Source organism: Pseudomonas sp. B13(2017) (assembly GCF_002113245.1).
GTDB lineage: Bacteria > Pseudomonadota > Gammaproteobacteria > Pseudomonadales > Pseudomonadaceae > Aquipseudomonas > Aquipseudomonas putida_Z.
The window spans coordinates 135,666-152,797 of sequence record NZ_NEJX01000007.1 but is presented as its reverse complement, the minus strand read 5'-3'; the positions used below and the strand labels follow the sequence as shown (position 1 = coordinate 152,797).

At 63.7% G+C, this 17,132-nt stretch carries 15 protein-coding genes; 11 read left to right on the top strand and 4 right to left on the bottom strand.

Annotated features, from left to right (window positions below):
• The first annotated feature begins 69 nt into the window (after nt 1–69).
• The 5 genes from CAG44_RS12075 (at nt 70) to CAG44_RS12055 (ending at nt 5,778) form a co-directional block, all read left to right on the top strand.
• Nucleotides 70–1,599 (top strand): efflux transporter outer membrane subunit, encoded by a 1,530-nt coding sequence (locus CAG44_RS12075; protein WP_085692198.1) that lies wholly within the window; start codon nt 70–72, stop codon nt 1,597–1,599.
• On the top strand, nt 1,596–3,773 hold the full coding sequence (locus tag CAG44_RS12070) for an FUSC family protein (RefSeq protein ID WP_085692197.1): 2,178 nt from the start codon (nt 1,596–1,598) through the stop codon (nt 3,771–3,773). The genes CAG44_RS12075 and CAG44_RS12070 overlap by 4 nt, the downstream gene beginning before the upstream one ends.
• Nucleotides 3,774–3,777: 4 nt before the next feature.
• A complete protein-coding gene (locus CAG44_RS12065) occupies nt 3,778–3,978 on the top strand; it encodes a DUF1656 domain-containing protein (RefSeq protein ID WP_008097766.1) in 201 nt (66 codons plus the stop codon).
• 10 nt (nt 3,979–3,988) lie between these two features.
• Nucleotides 3,989–4,849 carry an HlyD family secretion protein gene (locus tag CAG44_RS12060; protein ID WP_013974168.1) on the top strand — a complete coding sequence of 287 codons (861 nt, stop codon included), beginning with the start codon at nt 3,989–3,991 and terminating at the stop codon, nt 4,847–4,849.
• A 269-nt stretch (nt 4,850–5,118) separates the two neighbouring features.
• Nucleotides 5,119–5,778, top strand: a complete 660-nt coding sequence (locus CAG44_RS12055; protein WP_085692196.1) for an Abi family protein — start codon at nt 5,119–5,121, stop codon at nt 5,776–5,778.
• Here CAG44_RS12055 and CAG44_RS12050 read toward each other — a convergent pair.
• A complete protein-coding gene (locus CAG44_RS12050; protein ID WP_085592181.1) occupies nt 5,775–6,224 on the bottom strand; it encodes a universal stress protein in 450 nt (149 codons plus the stop codon). The genes CAG44_RS12055 and CAG44_RS12050 overlap by 4 nt on opposite strands.
• A gap of 271 nt (nt 6,225–6,495) precedes the next feature.
• On the opposite strand from CAG44_RS12050, the gene CAG44_RS12045 reads away from it, so the two are divergent.
• The 5 genes from CAG44_RS12045 to CAG44_RS12025 all read left to right on the top strand — a co-directional run bounded on the left by CAG44_RS12045 (nt 6,496) and on the right by CAG44_RS12025 (nt 12,635).
• Nucleotides 6,496–7,404 carry a LysR family transcriptional regulator gene (locus CAG44_RS12045; RefSeq protein WP_015271755.1) on the top strand — a complete coding sequence of 303 codons (909 nt, stop codon included), beginning with the start codon at nt 6,496–6,498 and terminating at the stop codon, nt 7,402–7,404.
• Nucleotides 7,405–7,631: 227 nt separating this feature from the next.
• Complete coding sequence (locus tag CAG44_RS12040) at nt 7,632–9,173, top strand: MFS transporter (RefSeq protein WP_085692195.1); 1,542 nt, start codon at nt 7,632–7,634, stop codon at nt 9,171–9,173.
• Nucleotides 9,174–9,201: 28 nt separating this feature from the next.
• Nucleotides 9,202–10,263, top strand: coding sequence for an HlyD family secretion protein (locus CAG44_RS12035; protein ID WP_025340592.1), 1,062 nt, complete (start codon nt 9,202–9,204; stop codon nt 10,261–10,263).
• Nucleotides 10,260–11,711, top strand: a complete 1,452-nt coding sequence (locus CAG44_RS12030) for an efflux transporter outer membrane subunit (RefSeq protein WP_085692194.1) — start codon at nt 10,260–10,262, stop codon at nt 11,709–11,711. Before CAG44_RS12035 ends, CAG44_RS12030 begins: the two co-directional genes overlap by 4 nt.
• Nucleotides 11,712–11,840: 129 nt before the next feature.
• The gene (locus tag CAG44_RS12025; protein ID WP_025340590.1) at nt 11,841–12,635 is read left to right on the top strand and encodes an SDR family NAD(P)-dependent oxidoreductase; all 795 of its coding nucleotides are present in this window, start codon (nt 11,841–11,843) and stop codon (nt 12,633–12,635) included.
• Nucleotides 12,636–12,764: 129 nt separating this feature from the next.
• On the opposite strand, the gene CAG44_RS12020 is transcribed toward CAG44_RS12025, so the two are convergent.
• Entirely contained in the window at nt 12,765–13,577 is an 813-nt protein-coding gene (locus CAG44_RS12020) for an SDR family oxidoreductase (protein WP_085692193.1), read from the bottom strand.
• Nucleotides 13,578–13,728: 151 nt separating this feature from the next.
• On the bottom strand, nt 13,729–14,193 hold the full coding sequence (locus CAG44_RS12015) for a multidrug transporter (RefSeq protein ID WP_085592175.1): 465 nt from the start codon (nt 14,191–14,193) through the stop codon (nt 13,729–13,731).
• A 224-nt stretch (nt 14,194–14,417) separates the two neighbouring features.
• Between CAG44_RS12015 and CAG44_RS12010 the strand changes: the two genes are divergently transcribed.
• Nucleotides 14,418–15,575, top strand: a complete 1,158-nt coding sequence (locus CAG44_RS12010) for a hypothetical protein (RefSeq protein WP_143493864.1) — start codon at nt 14,418–14,420, stop codon at nt 15,573–15,575.
• An 81-nt stretch (nt 15,576–15,656) separates the two neighbouring features.
• Here the strand turns inward: CAG44_RS12010 and CAG44_RS12005 are convergent, their stop codons facing one another.
• Nucleotides 15,657–17,111, bottom strand: coding sequence for a mannose-1-phosphate guanylyltransferase/mannose-6-phosphate isomerase (locus tag CAG44_RS12005; RefSeq protein WP_075046291.1), 1,455 nt, complete (start codon nt 17,109–17,111; stop codon nt 15,657–15,659).
• Nucleotides 17,112–17,132: the final 21 nt, after the last annotated feature.

Sequence of the window (17,132 nt, the reverse complement as noted above, 5' to 3'; positions counted from 1 at the left end):
CTTATCGCCAGTGCTGCCGCCCCCTAGAATTGCCCGGCCCCTTTACCTCTTCCTCGGGAAATCGCAGCTGTGCCGCGTCGCATCATCAGAACGCTCAGTGCGTTCAGTGCCTGTGCCCTTGCCCTCACCTTGAGCGGCTGTATCGGAACCTGGGGCATTGCCCCGCAAAGCAAGACGCTGCAAGCCAACACCCTGACCACCGACGCGGCCATACGCGAAGCCGCGACCGACGCCCACTGGCCCGACCAGCAGTGGTGGCACGCCTATGGCGACCCACAACTGGACCGCTGGGTTGCCCTGGCCGTGGCCGGCAGCCCGAGCCTGGCCATGGCTGCGGCGCGGGTGCGCGAAGCCAAGGCCATGGCCGGCGTGGTCGAATCGGCGGAAAAGCTCCAGGCCAACGGCCAGGCCTCGCTCAAGCGCCACAATTGGCCTGAAGACCAGTTCTACGGCCCGGGCGCGCTGTCCGGCGCCAACACCTGGGACAACAACGCCGCCATTGGCTTCAGCTATGCACTCGACCTGTGGGGCCGCGAACGCAACGCCAGCGAGCAGGCCGTGGACCAGGCGCACATGAGCGTGGCCGAAGCCCGCCAGGCGCAACTGGAGCTGCAGAACAACGTGGTGCGCGCCTACATCCAGCTGAGCCTGCACTTCGCCCAGCGCGATATCGTCAAGGCCGAGCTGGAACAGCAGGAGCAGATCCTCGCCTTGGCCAAGCGCCGCCTGGATGCCGGCATCGGCACTCACTTCGAAGTCAGCCAGGCCGAAGCGCCGTTGCCGGAAACCCACCGCCAGCTCGACAGCCTGGACGAAGAAATTGCCCTGGCCCGCAACCAGCTGGCCGCCCTGGCCGGCAAGGGCCCGGGGGAGGGCGCGCAGTTGCAGCGCCCGAGCCTGGCCCTGGCCGCGCCGCTGAAGCTGCCGTCGAACCTGCCGGCCGAACTGGTCGGCCAGCGCCCCGACGTGGTCGCCAGCCGTTGGCAGGTGGCCGCCCAGGCGCGGGGCATCGATGTCGCCCATGCCGGCTTCTTCCCCAACGTCGACCTGGTCGGCAGCCTTGGTTTCATGGCAACCGGCGGCGGCCCGCTGGAGTTCCTCACCGGGCGCAAGTTCAACTATAACGTCGGCCCGGCCATCAGCCTGCCGATCTTCGACGGTGGCCGCCTGCGCTCGCAACTGGGCGTGGCCTCGGCGGGCTATGACGTGGCCGTGGCGCGCTATAACCAGACCGTGGTCAGTGCGCTGAAGAACATCTCCGACCAGCTGATCCGCCGTGAGTCGATGAAGGAGCAGTCGCACTTCGCCGCCGAGTCGGTCGCGGCCGCGCAGAAAACCTACGACATCGCCATGGTCGCCTTCCAGCGTGGCCTTACCGACTACCTCAACGTGCTCAACGCCCAGACCTTGCTGTTCCGCCAGCAGCAGGTGCAACAGCAGGTGCAGGCTGCCCGCCTGATTGCCCATGCCGAGTTGGTCACCGCCCTGGGCGGTGGCTTGCAGGCTGGTCAGGATGTGCCGAAAGAGGAGCGCCAGGCCGCACCGAAAACCCCGGCCACCCTGGCCATTTTCGACAAGAAGCCGGATAACGCCGAATGAGCACTTCCAGTTTGCCCGTGCGCTGGCTGCAGAGCCTGGAATGGCGCCGGGGCTTCTTTGCCTGGGCGCGCACCGACGGGGTGACCTGGGTGTACATCTTCAAGGTGCTGGCCGCTGCGTTCATCACCCTGTGGCTGGCCATGCGCCTGGAGTTGCCACAACCGCGCACGGCGATGATCACCGTGTTCATCGTCATGCAGCCGCAAAGCGGGCATGTGTTCGCCAAGAGTTTCTACCGGGTGCTCGGCACCCTGGCCGGCTCGGCGATGATGGTGGCGCTGATCGCCATATTCCCGCAGAACACCGAGCTGTTCCTGCCCAGCCTGGCCCTGTGGGTAGGCCTGTGCTCGGCCGGTGCCATGCGCTACCGCACCTTCCGCGCCTATGGCTTCGTGCTGGCCGGCTACACCGCGGCGATGATCGGCCTGCCGGTGCTGGAGCACCCTGACCAGGCGTTCATGGCGGCGGTATGGCGGGTGCTGGAAATTGCCCTGGGCATTCTGGTGTCGACCTTCGTCAGCGCCGCGATCTTGCCGCAGTCGGCCAGTGCCGCCATGCGCAACGCCCTGTACCAGCGCTTTGGCGTGTTCGCCGGGGTGGTGGTCGAGGCTCTGCGCGGCGAAAGCCAGCGGGACCGCTTCGAGAGCAGCAACGTGCGCTTCGTCGCTGAAGCAGTGGGGCTCGAGAGCCTGCGCAACGTCACCGCCTTCGAAGACCCGCACATGCGTCGGCGCTCTGGTCGCCTGGTGCGCATGAACAGCGAGTTCATGGCCATCACCACGCGCTTCAATGCCCTGCACCGGTTGCTGGAGCGCTTGCGCGCCCGCGGCCCGCTGCAGATCGTCGGCGCCATCGAGCCGGGCCTGAACACCCTGGTGGAGCTGTTGCAGCCCTACGTGGGCCGGGCGCTGACCGACGCCGATGCGCTGCGCCTGACCCTGGAGCTGGCCGCCTACAAGGAAGGCTTGCAGGCACAGGTGCGCGGCCTGCGCGCCGAGTACCTGGCAACCGAGCCGAGCGAGTCCGACCTGCTCGACTTCCACACCGCCTTCGAGCTGCTCTACCGCTTCGTCGACGAGATGTACGGCTACGCCGAAACCCACGCCTCGCTGGCCGCGCACCGGCACGAACGCGAGCAGTGGGATGAGCCCTACGTGGCGCAGACCAGCTGGCTGGTATCGTTGGCCGCCGGTGTGCGCGCCTCGGCGGTGCTGTTGTTGCTGGGCAGCTACTGGCTGCTCAGCGACTGGCCCAGCGGCGCCATGATGACCCTGATCGCCACCGTCACCGTGGGCCTGTCGGCAGCCTCGCCGAACCCCAAGCGCATGTCGTTCCAGATGGCCTGCGGCACGGCGATTGGTGCCTTCGTCGGCTTCTTCGAAACCTTCTTCGTGTTCCCCTGGATCGACGGTTTCCCGCTGCTGTGCATGGTCCTGGCGCCGGTGTTCGTGCTGGGCGCGTTCCTTTCGTCACGGCCGGCCTATGCCGGCTACGGCATCGGCCTGCTGGTGTTCTTCGCCATCGGTTCGGTGCCGAACAACCTCACCGTGTATGACCCATACACCTTCATCAACGACTACATCGGCATGGTCATCGGCATGTTCGTCTGTGCCGCTGCCGGTGCGATCATCCTGCCGCCCAACAGCCGCTGGCTGTGGAGCCGCCTGGAGCAGGAACTGCGCGAGCAGGTGCTGTTCGCCATCAGCGGCCGCCTGCGCGGCATCGGCACCGCCTTCGAAAGCCGCACCCGTGACCTGCTGCACCAGGCCTATGGCCTGGCAGCCGGCAAGCCGCAGGTACAGAGCCAGTTGATGGGCTGGATGTTCACCGTGCTGGAAATCGGCCACGCCATCATCGAGCTGCGCAAGGAACAGGCCCGTGCGCCGGTGCACCCGGCCTACGCCGAGTCGCAGCCCTGGCGCCAGGCGATCCGCGTGATGGGCCGTGCCCTGGCCCGGCTGTTTTTGCAGCCCAGCGCCAGCAACCACGAACGCGCGCTGGTGGCGGTGGACCACGCCATCGCCCGCGTGCAGGCCACCGACGAGCCCTTCGCCCGCCACTTCGACACTTCGGTGCTGCGCCGCGCGCAAAGCTACCTGCACTTCATCCGTTCTTCCCTGCTCGACCCACAGTCGCCGTTGGCACCGGCGAAAGGACTGCACGATGCTCCGTGAAACCATGCCCCGTGAAATCGCTTTCCATGGCGTGTACATGCCCACCATGACCTTGATGTTCCTGTTCGCCCTGGGCCTGGCCTGGGGCCTGGACCGGTTCATTGCCAGCCATGATGGCTACCGCTTCTTCTGGCACCCGGCGCTGCTGCGCCTGAGCCTGTTCGTCTGCCTGTTCGGCGCGTTGGCGCTGTCGCTCTACTGGTGAGAATCCTTCGATGAAAAAGTTCTTCAGCCTGATCGCCACCCTGTTGGTGCTTGCCGCTGCCGTGGTGATCGGTCGCCAGTTGTGGCTGCACTACATGACCACGCCATGGACCCGCGACGGCCGTGTGCGTGCCGACATCATCAACGTCGCTGCCGACGTGCCTGGCTATGTGGTGGATGTGCCGGTCAAGGACAACCAGCGGGTGAAGAAGGGCGACCTGTTGATCCAGATCGACCCCGAGCATTACCAACTGGCGGTCGACCAAGCCAAGGCGCAGGTTGCATCGCGCAAGGCCACCTGGGAGATGCGCAAGGTCAACGCCAAGCGCCGTGCCGACATGGACAACCTGGTGATCTCCAAGGAAAACCGCGACGACGCCAGCAACATCGCCAACTCCGCCCAGGCTGACTACCAGCAGGCCCTTGCCGAACTGGCAGCCGCCGAACTGAACCTCAAGCGCACGCATATCGTGGCCACGGTGGACGGCTACGTGACCAACCTGAATATCCACAAGGGTGACTATGCGCGTACCGGTGAAGCGGTGATGGCGGTGGTCGACGAGAACTCGTTCTGGGTATACGGGTTCTTCGAGGAGACCAAGCTGCCGCATGTGAAGGTGGGTGACCAGGCCGAGTTGCAGATGATGAGCGGCGAGCGCATCAAGGGCCACGTGGAGAGCATCGCCCGCGGCATCTACGACCGCGACAACCCACAGAGCCGCGAGTTGATCGCCGATGTGAACCCGACCTTCAACTGGGTGCGGCTGGCGCAGCGGGTGCCGGTGCGCATTCATATCGATGAAGTGCCGGACGGTTTTTTGCTGGCGGCGGGGACGACTTGTACGGTGGTAGTGAAGCCGAGCGAGGGCTAATCACAGCTTAGGTTGGACTTTTTGGTGTCTTCAGGAAAAGGACTACACGAGGGTAGGAAGCGGATGTCATGAGTCGCCTGTAGCTCGCGCTGCACAATGCCGTTTTCGAGTCGCCTGCAGCTTGCTCTGGCAGCGAGTCGGAAAAGGAATGGCCCCGCAATGCGGGGCCATTGATACGTACCTAGCGTCATCACCAGCATGACCATCAGGTCTTCTGGGAGAGGGCGACATAGGGCTGCATCGCGAATGCTAATACAGGAAGGACGAGTTTGACAAACCAGGACTGGAGCCAATTTCTTGAGCAGGCATTTTCCAAGCCTCGCCTTGCTCGATACGCCATCAACCCTCGTAAAACCGCCGCCGCTACTGCGTATGCCCATAACATGCTGCTTGGGCAAGCAATCTACCCGTGCCTGCACGTATTGGAAGTCAGCCTGCGCAACGCCATGCATCAGGCTTTGCGGCTCAAGTACGGGCGAGCCGATTGGTGGGAGGTGGCGGAGTCACTCACCGCTGTCGACAGGTCAGAAATCGAGAAGGCCAAGGCATCGATCAAGGTGAAGCGCCATGCCGCAACACCTGACAAAATCATTTCTGATCTTAGCTTTGGTTTTTGGGTCTCCCTGCTGAACACCAGGCACGAGCAGGCGTTCTGGAAGGAGTTACGCCTTGCCTTCCCCCGGTGCCCGAAGAAAAGGCGCCAAAGAAATGAAATTTCAAAGGTATTGAATCTGATTCGGGATCTACGCAATCGAGCAGCTCACCACGATGCCTTGCTCTGGTTGGAACCCGATATTCGGCAACGGCATCTGCTCTGCCTGGAAGTTATTGGTTGGGTAAGCCCGGAGTTGAAGCCTTGGCTTACCCGCTATGATGGTTTTTCCGAAGCATGGTCAAACTGGGTTTGCTGCACCGCCCGTGACTGCTAACCAGCAGCCCCCACCAATACTGGTACCTTCACCCGATCAATCACCTTCGCGCTGATCGACGGGTCCAGCATCCGCCCCAGCCGTGACAGGTGGCGGTGGCCCATGATGATCAGTTCACAATTCAGTTCCTGCGCCTTGGCCACGATTGCCTCGACCGGCTGCCCGGCCACCATGCAGCCCCGGCTGGCGAAGCCGGCTTGCTGCAACTCGCGCACCGCCTCGGCCACGGCTTGGTCGGCCTGGTGCTGCTCTTCGCAGGCGGCGGGGTATTCTTCCAGTTCTTCTGCGGTGTAAGGCGCGGGTTGGTCGTGGACGGCGAAGGTAGAGTCGATGGCCAGCAGCACGTGCAGTTCGTGTTCGCCGGGGCGGCAGTAGCGGCGGGCGAGGGTGAGCAGGGCAGTGGATGCAGGGGAGGCGTCGATGGCGATCAGGACGGGGCTGGGCATGTGGAATCCTTGTTTCAGGCTGGCTAAGGGGTTGTCTGTTCTGGCCTCTTCGCGGGTAAACCCGCTCCCACAGGTGCGCCACATTATTCAGAGCCTGTGCAGTCAATGTGGGAGCGGGTTTACCCGCGAAGAGGCCGAACCTGCCATTCCTCATTCTTGGCTCAATCCACCCTCAGGATAAATGCCCCACCACGCACGAGCGCATTGCGTCTGGTGCAATCCAGCAACCTGCTACCATCGCCATCCCTCACAGCTGTAACGGAAAACGGCCATGCAACTCCCGGACATGAACCTGCTCGTCGCCCTCGATGCCCTGCTCGACGAGGGCAGCGTGGTCGGCGCGGCGCAGCGCATGAACCTGAGCCCGGCGGCGATGAGCCGGACCCTGGGGCGTATCCGCGATGCGTTGGGTGACCCGATCCTGGTGCGCGCCGGTCGCGGCCTGGTGCCGACGCCGCGGGCGCTGGCCCTGCGCGAGCAGGTGGCGGCGTTGGTGGAGCAGGCCGGCGAGGTGTTCCGCAGTGGCGACGAGGTCGACCTGCCCAAGCTTGACCGGGCCTTCAACATCCGCACCAACGACCTGTTCATCGCCCTCTACGGCGCCCAGCTGCTGCGGCGCATGCACGAGCAGGCACCGCGCACGGTGCTGCGCTTCGTGCCGGAAAGCCCCGGCGGCGATGATGACAGCGTGCTGCGCGACGGGCGTACCGACCTGATCATCAGCTCGACCGTGGACCTGGGGCCGGAGATCAAGGTGCAGAGCCTGTTCCAGACCTACTACGTGGGCCTGGCGCGGCGCGACCACCCGATTTTCGAGCAGCCGATCACGGCGCACAGTTTTGCCAGTTATCCACAGATCAGCGTGTCCCGCCGTGGCCGTGCCAATGGGCCGATCGATGTGGAACTGGCCAACTTCAAGGTGCAGCGGCGAGTGGCGCTGATTACCCCGAGTTTTCACTCGGCGCTGTTCTCGCTGCCGGATTCCGACCTGATCCTGCCGATGCCGGCCAACATCCTCAACAGCGTGCACAAGCTCGGGCTGCCGCTGCGCTCGTTCGAGATCCCGGTGCCGCTGGAGCGAGTGACCGTGCTGCAGGCATGGCACCCACGGTTTCACAATGACCCGGCACATCGGTGGTTGCGGCAGACCCTGAAGGCTTGCTGCAGCGTCGACCCTTGACTGCCTGTGAGGGCCTCATCGCCGGCAAGCCAGCTCCCACAGAATTTGTGCACATTTCGAAACCTGCGCAGTACCTGTGGGAGCTGGCTTGCCGGCGATAGGGCCAGACCTGCAAAAGGTGGATTGCGTCCAACGCAACATAAACCTACCGATAAGTCAGTTTTCGTCAGCATTCGACCTTCTTAGACTTGCTCCAGTCGCAAATTTGTTGCTGGAGATGTCTGCCCATGAGTTCCCTGTCCGCCCCATCTGCCGCGATTGCCGCCGCCCCCGCGCCGGCCGCGCCTACGCAGACTGCGTTCGGCCTGCAGGTAGTGGTCGGGCTGTTCGGTGTGCTGCTGGCCGTGTTGTGCGCGGGCCTCAACGAGTCGGTGACCAAGATCTCCCTGGCCGATATCCGTGGGGCCATGGGCATCGGTGCCGACGAAGGCGCCTGGCTGCTTGCGGTCTACAGCGCCGCCTCGGTCTCGGCCATGGCCTTCGCGCCATGGCTGGCCACCACGTTCTCGCTGCGGCGCTTCACCATGAGCGCCATCGGCCTGTTCGCCGTGCTCGGCCTGCTGCAACCGTTCGCCCCCAACCTGCACAGCCTGATGCTGTTGCGTGTGCTCCAGGGATTCGCCTCTGGCGCCTTGCCGCCGATGTTGATGAGCGTGGCCCTGCGCTTCCTGCCACCGGGCATCAAGGTCTATGGCATGGCCTGCTATGCCCTCACCGCCACCTTCGGCCCCAACCTCGGCACGCCGTTGGCAGGGCTGTGGACCGAATACGTCGGTTGGCAGTGGGCGTTCTGGCAGATCATCCTGCCCTCGGCGCTGGCCATGTTCTGCGTCGGTTGGGGCCTGCCGCAGGACCCGCTGCGCCTGGAGCGCTTCAAGCAGTTCGACTGGCGCGGCGTGCTGCTCGGCCTGCCCGCCATCAGCTGCATCGTGCTGGGCCTGTCGCTGGGTGACCGCTGGGGCTGGTTCGATTCGCCGCTGATCTGCTGGCTGCTCGGCGGTGGCCTGCTGTTGCTGGTGCTGTTCATGTACAACGAATGGTCCGAGCCGCTGCCGTTCTTCCAGTTGCGCATGCTGTCACGGCGCAACCTGAGTTTCGCCCTGGTGACCCTGGCCGGTGTGCTGATCGTGCTCTCGGGCGTTGGCAGCATTCCGTCGGCCTACCTGGCGCAGATCCAGGGCTACCGCCCGGCGCAGACCAGCCCGCTGATGCTGCTGGTGGCCATGCCGCAGCTGATCGCCCTGCCGCTGACGGCGGCGCTGTGCAACATCCGCGCGGTGGACTGCCGTTGGGTGCTGGGCATCGGCCTGGCGATGCTGGCGGCGTCCTGTGTCGGCAGCAGCCTGCTGACCAGCGAGTGGATCCGTGGCGACTTCTACCCGTTCTATCTGCTGCAGGTGTTCGGCCAGCCAATGGCAGTGCTGCCGCTGCTGATGCTGTCCACCAACGGCATGACCCCGCAGGAAGGCCCGTTCGCCTCCAGCTGGTTCAACACCGTCAAGGGCCTGGCCGCGGTGATCGCCGGTGGCCTGCTGGACGCCCTTGGCACCCTGCGCCGGCACTTCCATTCCAACCACCTGGTGGACAGCCTGGGCAACGCCCCGCTGGTCGACGGTAACGCAGCCGGCCTGGCCAGGCGCATCCACGACCAGGCGCTGGTGCTGACCTCGGCCGATCTCTACCTGGTCATGGCCTGCATTGCCGTGGCCCTGATCTGCCTGATTCCTTTCGTGCCTACCCGGGTCTATCCGCCGCGCGCGGTGGCCTGAACCCTGGATGAATTCGAGAACCACTGAAATGACCAACAACCGCAAAACCCTGTTCATCGGCTCGGTGCTTGCCGTGGCCGTCCTGGCCGGCATCGCTGGCCCCTGGATGTTCGGCAGCGACCACCGCCAGAGCACCAATGACGCCTATGTGATCGCCGACTACACCGTGGTCGCGCCCAAGATCGCCGGCTTCATCAAGGAGGTGCTGGTGGAGGACAACCAGCAGGTCAAAGCCGGCCAGTTGCTGGCGACCATCGATGCCCGTGACTACCAGGCCGCGCTGGATGCCGCGCAGGCGCAGTTGCTGGTGGCCCAGGCGCAAAGCGCCGATGCCCGTGCCACCCTCGAGCGCCAGGCGTCGCTGATTGCCCAGGCTGAGGCCGCAGTGAAAGCGGCCCAGGCCGAAGCTGCGTTCGCCGACCATGAGGTCAACCGCTACAGCCGCCTGGCCGAGCAGGGCGCCGGCACCGTGCAGAACGCCCAGCAGGCGCGCAGCGGTGTCGACCAGGCCCGCGCACGCCTGGCCAATGCCCAGGCGGCACTGGTAGCGGCACGCAAGCAGGTGGATATCCTTGCCGCCCAGGTGGCCAGTGCCGACGGCCAGCTGAAGCGGGCCGAGGCAGGGCTGGAAAAGGCCCAGCTCGATCTGTCCTACACCCGCATCACCGCGCCGGTGGACGGCATGGTCGGCGAGCGCGCCTTGCGTGTCGGTGCCTACGTCAACCCGGGCGCCCGCCTGCTGTCGGTGGTGCCGTTGCAGCAGGCCTACGTGGTCGGCAACTTCCAGGAAACCCAGCTGACCCACGTACAGCCTGGCCAGGCCGTGAGCATCAGCGTCGACACCTTTGCCGGTGAGAAGCTGCAAGGCCATGTGGAAAGCATCGCCCCGGCCACCGGCGTGACCTTCGCCGCGGTCAAGCCGGACAACGCTACCGGCAACTTCACCAAGGTGGTGCAGCGCATCCCGGTGAAGATCGTTTTCGATGACGGCCAGCCGCTGCTTGCCCGCCTGCGCGTGGGCATGTCGGTGGAAGCGACCATCGACACCCGTGGCGACAAGCTGGACGGCAAAGAGGTAAGCGCACGATGAAACCGGCATTACGCTTGAGCCCGTTGCTGCTGGCCGTATTGATGGCTGGCTGCACCCTGGGGCCGGACTTCCAGCGCCCTGACAGCCAGGCACCGCAACAGTGGGCGCCGCTGCAAGGTGAAGCGGCGGCGAGCCAGCCGCAGGCCGAACCGCTGGAACTGCGCTGGTGGGAGAGCTTCCACGATGCCCGCCTGAGTGCCTTGATCCAGCGCGTTGCCGAGCGCAACCTCGACCTGCAGATGGCCAGTGCCCGCCTGCTGCAAAGCCGCGCCCTGCGCAGCACCGTGGCTGCCGACGAAGTACCGTCGGTGGACGTGAACGCTGGCTACAGCCGCTCGCGCAACAGTGCCGAAGGCCTGAGTGACCCGTCCGGCAAGGCGGGCAAGGAAGCCTTCAACCTCTGGCAGGGCGACCTGGTGGCCGGTTGGGAGCTGGACCTGTGGGGCCGTGTGCGGCGCCAGGTCGAGGCTGCCGATGCCACGGTCGAAGTGGCCGAGAACGACCGCCGCGGCGTGTTGCTGGCATTGCTTTCGGAAACCGCCGGCAACTACATCCAGCTGCGCGCCGTGCAGCACACCATCGATGTGACCCGCGACAACCTCAAGGTCGCCCAGCACAGCCTGAAGTTGTCCGAAAACCGCCAGGCCGAAGGTGTCGCCACGCGCCTGGACGTGGCCCAGGCCAGTGCCCAGGTCGCCTCGATCGAGTCGCGCCTGCCAAGCCTGGAAGCGCGGCGCGATGACCTGATCAACGCTCTCAGCCTGCTCGCCGCCGAACCGCCGCGCAGCCTGCAGGCCGAGTTGCTGCAGGGCGGCGAACTGCCTGCGCCGCAGCAGAAGTTCGCCATTGGCCTGCCGTCCGAACTGGCCGAACGCCGCCCGGACATTCGCCAGGCCGAGGCCCACCTGCATGCCGCCACTGCCAGCATTGGCGTGGCCAAGGCCGACTTCTACCCCAGCATCCGGCTGTCGGGCAGTGTCGGATTCCAGGCCATGCAGCTGTCCGATTTCGGCGCCTGGGATTCACGCCGCTTCGCCTTCGGGCCGCAGCTGTCACTGCCGATCTTCGAGGGTGGCCGGCTCAAGGGCACCCTGGAACTGCGCGAGGCGCAGCAGCAGGAAGCGGCGCTGAACTACCGCAAGGTGGTGCTGGGTGCCTGGCATGAAATCGACGATGTGCTACGCCTGTACAACGCCAGCCAGCTGCGCCGCGACCACCTGGCCGAGGCGGTGCGGCAGAACCGCATCGCCCTGGAAACTGCCCAGCGCCAGTATGTGGAAGGGGCGGTGGACTTTCTCAATGTGCTGACGGTGCAGGGGGCCTTGCTGGCCAGCGAGGAACAGTGGATCGACAGTTCGGCGGCGGTGTCGCAGGCGTTGGTGGGGCTGTACAAGGCCCTGGGTGGTGGCTGGCAGGCGTTTGATGAGCAGCCTGTGAAGAAAGCATAGCGGCAGGGGGCCGCCCAGCGGCCCTTCGCGGGCATGCCCGCTCCCACAGTTAAACCTGTAGGAGCGGGCGTGCCCGCGAAGGGCTGCGGAGCAGCCCCAGCGATTTCCCAGACAGATGAGGAGGCACAGATGCACATTTCCCTGAACGGCAAGCGCGCCATCGTCAGCGGCTCCACCGCGGGCATCGGCCTGGCCATTGCCATCGGCCTGGCCGAGGCGGGGGCCGAAGTGGTCCTCAACGGTCGCACCCAGGCCCGGGTCGACGAAGCCCTCAAAGTTGTGCGCGAACGCCTGCCGCAGGCGCGCATCATCGGCATCGCTGCCGACCTGGGCACCCAGGCCGGTGCGCAGAAGTTGTTCAACCAGGTGCCGCACACCGACATCCTGGTCAACAACCTGGGCATCTTCGAGCCCAAGCCGTTCTTCGAGATCGGGGATGAGGACTGGCAGCGTTTCTTCGACGTCAATGTGCTCAGCGCCGTTCGCCTGTCGCGCCACTATGCCCAAGGCATGGCCGAGCGCAAATGGGGGCGGGTGGTGTTCCTGTCCAGTGAGTCGGCGCTGCAGATCCCGACCGAGATGATTCATTACGGCATGACCAAGACTGCGTTGCTGGCGGTGTCGCGCGGGCTGGCCGAGACCCTGGCCGGCACCGGGGTGACGGTGAATTCGGTGCTGCCTGGGCCTACGCGTTCGGAAGGTGTGGGCGACTTCTTTGCCAAGCTGGCCGAGGAGCAGGGGGTGTCGACTGAAGAGCTGGAAGCCAACTTCCTGGCCGAGCACCGGCCGACCTCGCTGATCAAGCGGCTGGCGACGGTGGAGGAGGTGGCGAACATGGTGGTGTACCTGGCATCGATGCAGGCCAGTGCCACTACCGGGGCTGCCTTGCGGGTGGATGGCGGGGTGCTGCGTTCCATTGCCTGATCTGTTTTGCCTGTACCGGCCTCTTCGCGGGCTTGCCCGCTCCCACAGGTACAGTGCAATCTTCGGGATCACACTATCCCTGTGGGAGCGGGCAAGCCCGCGAAGAGGCCAGCACAGGCAACCAAGCAATCAGAGCGGGCGCAGCAGACCAAACCGCTTGCGCAACGCCCAATCCAGCACCCGCCGCGGCAGTAACCGGGCCATCAACGGCAACGCCGTACTGCCGTTCCCCAACCGCACCACCGCTGGCACCGGCGACTTCCCGACCGCTGCCAACACGCCTTGGGCAAACACCGCCGCCGAGGTCGGTTTGTCCTGCGAAGCCCGCGCCCATGCCTGCACATGCTCGCGCAACGGCCACCACGCCGAATCCGTCGCCAGCACCTGCTCGGCCTGGCGCTGGGCATTGCTGGCGAACTGCGAGGCAATCGCTCCTGGCTGCACTTCCATTACCTGCACACCAAACGGCGCCAGTTCCAGGCGCAAGGCATCGCTCAGGGCATGCACGGCTGCTTTCGAGGCGCAGTAGGCGCCGGCGAATGGCGTGACCAGCACGCCTGATACGCTGCCGATGTTCACCACTAGCCCCCGTGAGCGGCGTAGCTGTGGGAACAATGCGCGGGTAACGCCGACCACGGCGAATACGTTGGTTTCGAACTGCTGGCGCAGGGCATCCACACCGCCATCAAGCAGCGGGCCCATGGCGCCGTAGCCGGCGTTGTTGATCAGGATATCGAGGTTTACCAGTTCCTCGGCCAGGCGGGCCAGCGCCCCGCTGTCGTTCACATCAAGTTGCCGGGCGGTGAAACCGGCGGCGTTCAGTTGCTCGACATCCTCAGGTTTGCGGGCGGTAGCCCAGACGTGGTGGCCGGCATCGCGGAAGGCGTCGGCCAAGGCGCGGCCGATGCCGCTGGAACAACCGGTGATCAGGACGGTGGGCATGGTTGGGGCCTGTTGTCAGGGGAAGTTGGTGTTGCCTGTGCCGGCCCTTTCGCGGGCTTGCCCGCTCCCACAGGTACTCCACAGCTCTTGAGTACTGTGCAGTACCTGTGGGAGCGGGCAAGCCCGCGAAAGGGCCGGCACAGGCGATACATTAGTTGGCAAACGTACCTTGCAGATGCTCTGCACGAAACTCCAGGGTCTGCGGCCGGTACCCGGAGCGCAGTGGCGGCAGTGGCAGGCAGTCCTTCCACTCGGCCCCTGGCTGCAGTTCACCTGGCCCACGGTAGCGCGGGGCGTTGTAGGTGTTCTCTGCCAGGTTCACGGTATCGCCCGGCGCATACGCCGCCACCCGCCAGCGCAGTTCGGTCAGCGGCACGTCGTTGCCGTTCTTCATGCGCACCTGCAGGGCCCGGTCGGCGGGGCAGTGTTCGGGAGCGTAGGTCAGGCGCATGTCCAGGCGGGCCAGTTGCGAGGTTTCGCGGGTGTCCTGCCAGACGACGAACAGGGCCACCAGGCCCAGGCCACAAACGGCAGCCAGCGAGATCGGCAGGGCCTTGGCCGGGTAGCGCAACAGCAGCACCAGCCAGGTGAGGATGAGGAAGGCACCGATGATCATGAAAGCTGGCAGACCTTGGTTGCGCGGGGTCAGACCATCGTAGCCCATAAGAACAAAGCTTCAAAAGCCTGATTCGTTTAGATCAATCAGCCAGCAGGAGAGTTTGATGGGTTGTGAGGCAGTAGGAGTATTGATTCAGGCGCTACTGGTACTCCTGAGAGGTTACAACTTTCTGATTATTGATTAGTTTCATTCTGTGTGTATCTATAATCAGAGTGAATGAGATGAAAAATATTTACGAATACTGGGCTGAGATTGAATTCGCTATTCCTGAGGGAACTGTTTGGTACGGGGCGGCAAGGTTGTCAAATGGAAATTATTATGTGGCGGCATCATCGCAGTGGGAAGTTAGTGTGCTGCGGTATGACGATCGAGGAAGTCTGGATATATCCTTCGGCGAGCAAGGGATAGTGAAATTCCCAAACCCTGATCGTTTTGGTACTAAATTTTCTTTCAGTCTGCAAGAAAATGTGGTCATGCTGTCCTGTCTGGCGGGTGAAGCTGGTAATTATAGTAATTTTCTGCTGTGCAAACTTGACGCCGATACCGGGGCGTTGGATCCGGGCTTCGGGGATAACGGTGTAAAAGTTGTACCGATACCTCAGGCGAACCAGGCCGATATTGTTGGCTTAAGTGTCAATCAAACCCCACAGTTACCGGACGGTAAGCATCGACAACTTGTATCTCGTGGGATGGCCCAATTTGAGTTGACAGGTGAATTGGACCCAGCATTCAACGAGAATGGGGTGCTGAGAAGTTTTCCCAAGTCAAGTTACGAATATCAGACAATGAATATCATGTCTTACATGAGTGCCGGTAAGCATGAAGGTTTCTTGATGAGTGGTGTCTTCAACCTTGGAGGCTATGGCCGTGGATGGGTGGGAGCCATCGATAGCGAAGGTAAATTGTTGCGCGATTTCGGTGGCGATGGTGAAGTCCATTTCATGAAGCTCCCAGATCAAGAACTCACCAATCTGGTAATGGAGCCGATGTTGCAGGTCGACGATTATCTGTATGTGGCTGGCAGTGGAGGACGTGAGCTGTATCCAAAGTTCATCTATCGTCTGCATCGGGATGGCAGAATAGATGAAAATTATAACGATGGTAGGCCAGTATTTTTGGAAGTTGGAAAGGCCAAGGTTTTTCACCTGGTTCAAGACGGCGACGGCATTCTCATCGGGGTATGGGGTGTTGAAGCGACGGGTGGGGTTATTCGATACGATGCCGCTGGTAAACGAGACCTGTCTTTCGGCCAGGGCGGTTGGTTGAACATGCCCGTGAAATACATGGATCCCGTATCGTTGACCATAAGGGAATATGAAGGCTCCAGGATTGTGGAAGTATTGGGTGGCCGTTATCTCTTGCGTCACCGGATCGAATAGATCACAGCTGAGCAGGGCTCGGGCAGCCCTGGCCTGGGTGGTTCCCAGCCATTGCCTGATGCAATGGCTGGGATGCCACTTTTACTGCGCGATGGTCTTCACCGAAACACCACGTTCGATGGGTGTAGAGGTACGCCCGTACACATCCTCGAAGCGCTCGATATCATCCTCGCCCAGGTAGCTGCCGGACTGTACTTCGATGATCTCCAGCGGGATCTTGCCCGGGTTGCGCAGGCGGTGCACCGAGGCGATCGGGATGTAGGTGGACTGGTTCTCGGTCAGCAGGAACACGTTCTCGTCACAGGTCACCTCGGCGGTGCCAGACACCACGATCCAGTGCTCGGCGCGGTGGTGGTGCATCTGCAGCGACAGGCTGGCGCCCGGCTTGACGGTGATGTGCTTGACCTGGAAGCGGCCGCCCATGTCCACCGAGTCGTACGAGCCCCACGGGCGATACACTTCCAGGTGGTTCTGGGTTTCGCTGCGGCCCTGCTCGTCGAGGGTCTTGACCATCTGCTTGACGCCCTGGACCTTGTCCTTGTGGGCAATCATCATGGCGTCCTTGGTCTCGACCACCACGATGTTCTCCAGGCCGATCACCGACACCAGCTTGCCGTTGCCGTGGATCATGCAGTTGTGGCTGTCCTGCACCACCACGTCGCCCTTGGTGACGTTGCCGTTGTCGTCCTTCTCGTGCACCTCCCACAGCGACGACCAGCAGCCCACGTCGCTCCAGCCGGCCGACATTGGCACCACGCAGGCGCGCTGGGTCTTTTCCATCACCGCGTAGTCAATGGAGTTGTCCGGGCAGCAGGCGAAGGTGGCTTCGTCGATGCTCAGCACATCACCGTCTTCCTGGCTGCGCTCCAGGGCCAGCACGCAGGTGTCGTAGATGTCGCCGTCGTGCTTCTTCAGCTCTTCGAGGAAGCGGCTGGCACGGAACAGGAACATGCCGCTGTTCCAGAAGTAGCCGCCGGCCTGGACGAACTCGGCGGCGCGTTTTTCGTCGGGCTTCTCGACGAACTGCGCCACGCGCGCCACGCCTTCAGGCAGCAGGGCGTCCTGGCTGGAACGGATGTAGCCGTAGCCGGTTTCCGGCTTGGTCGCCGGCACGCCGAACAGCACCATCTCGCCACGCTCGGCAGCCACGGTGGCCAGGGCCAGGGCGCGTTGCAGGGCCTTCTGGTCATCGATCACGTGGTCGGCGGGCAGCACCAGCATCAGCTCGTCGCGGCCTTCGTTGACCAGTTTCATGGCAGCCATGGCCACGGCCGGCGCGGTGTTGCGGCCGAACGGTTCCATCAGGATGCCTTGGGTTTCCAGCTTCAGCGCGGCCAGTTGCTCCTGGACGATGAACTTGTGGTCCTTGTTGCAGACCACGATCGGTGTGTCCATGCCTTCGAACACCAGGCGCTCGAGGGTTTGCTGGAACAGGGTGTGTTCACTGGTCAGGGCCAGGAACTGCTTGGGGAACTGCTTGCGCGACAGAGGCCACAGACGGGAACCGCTACCACCAGAAAGAATTACCGGGATCATCATGTTTCTCCAATAGTCGTT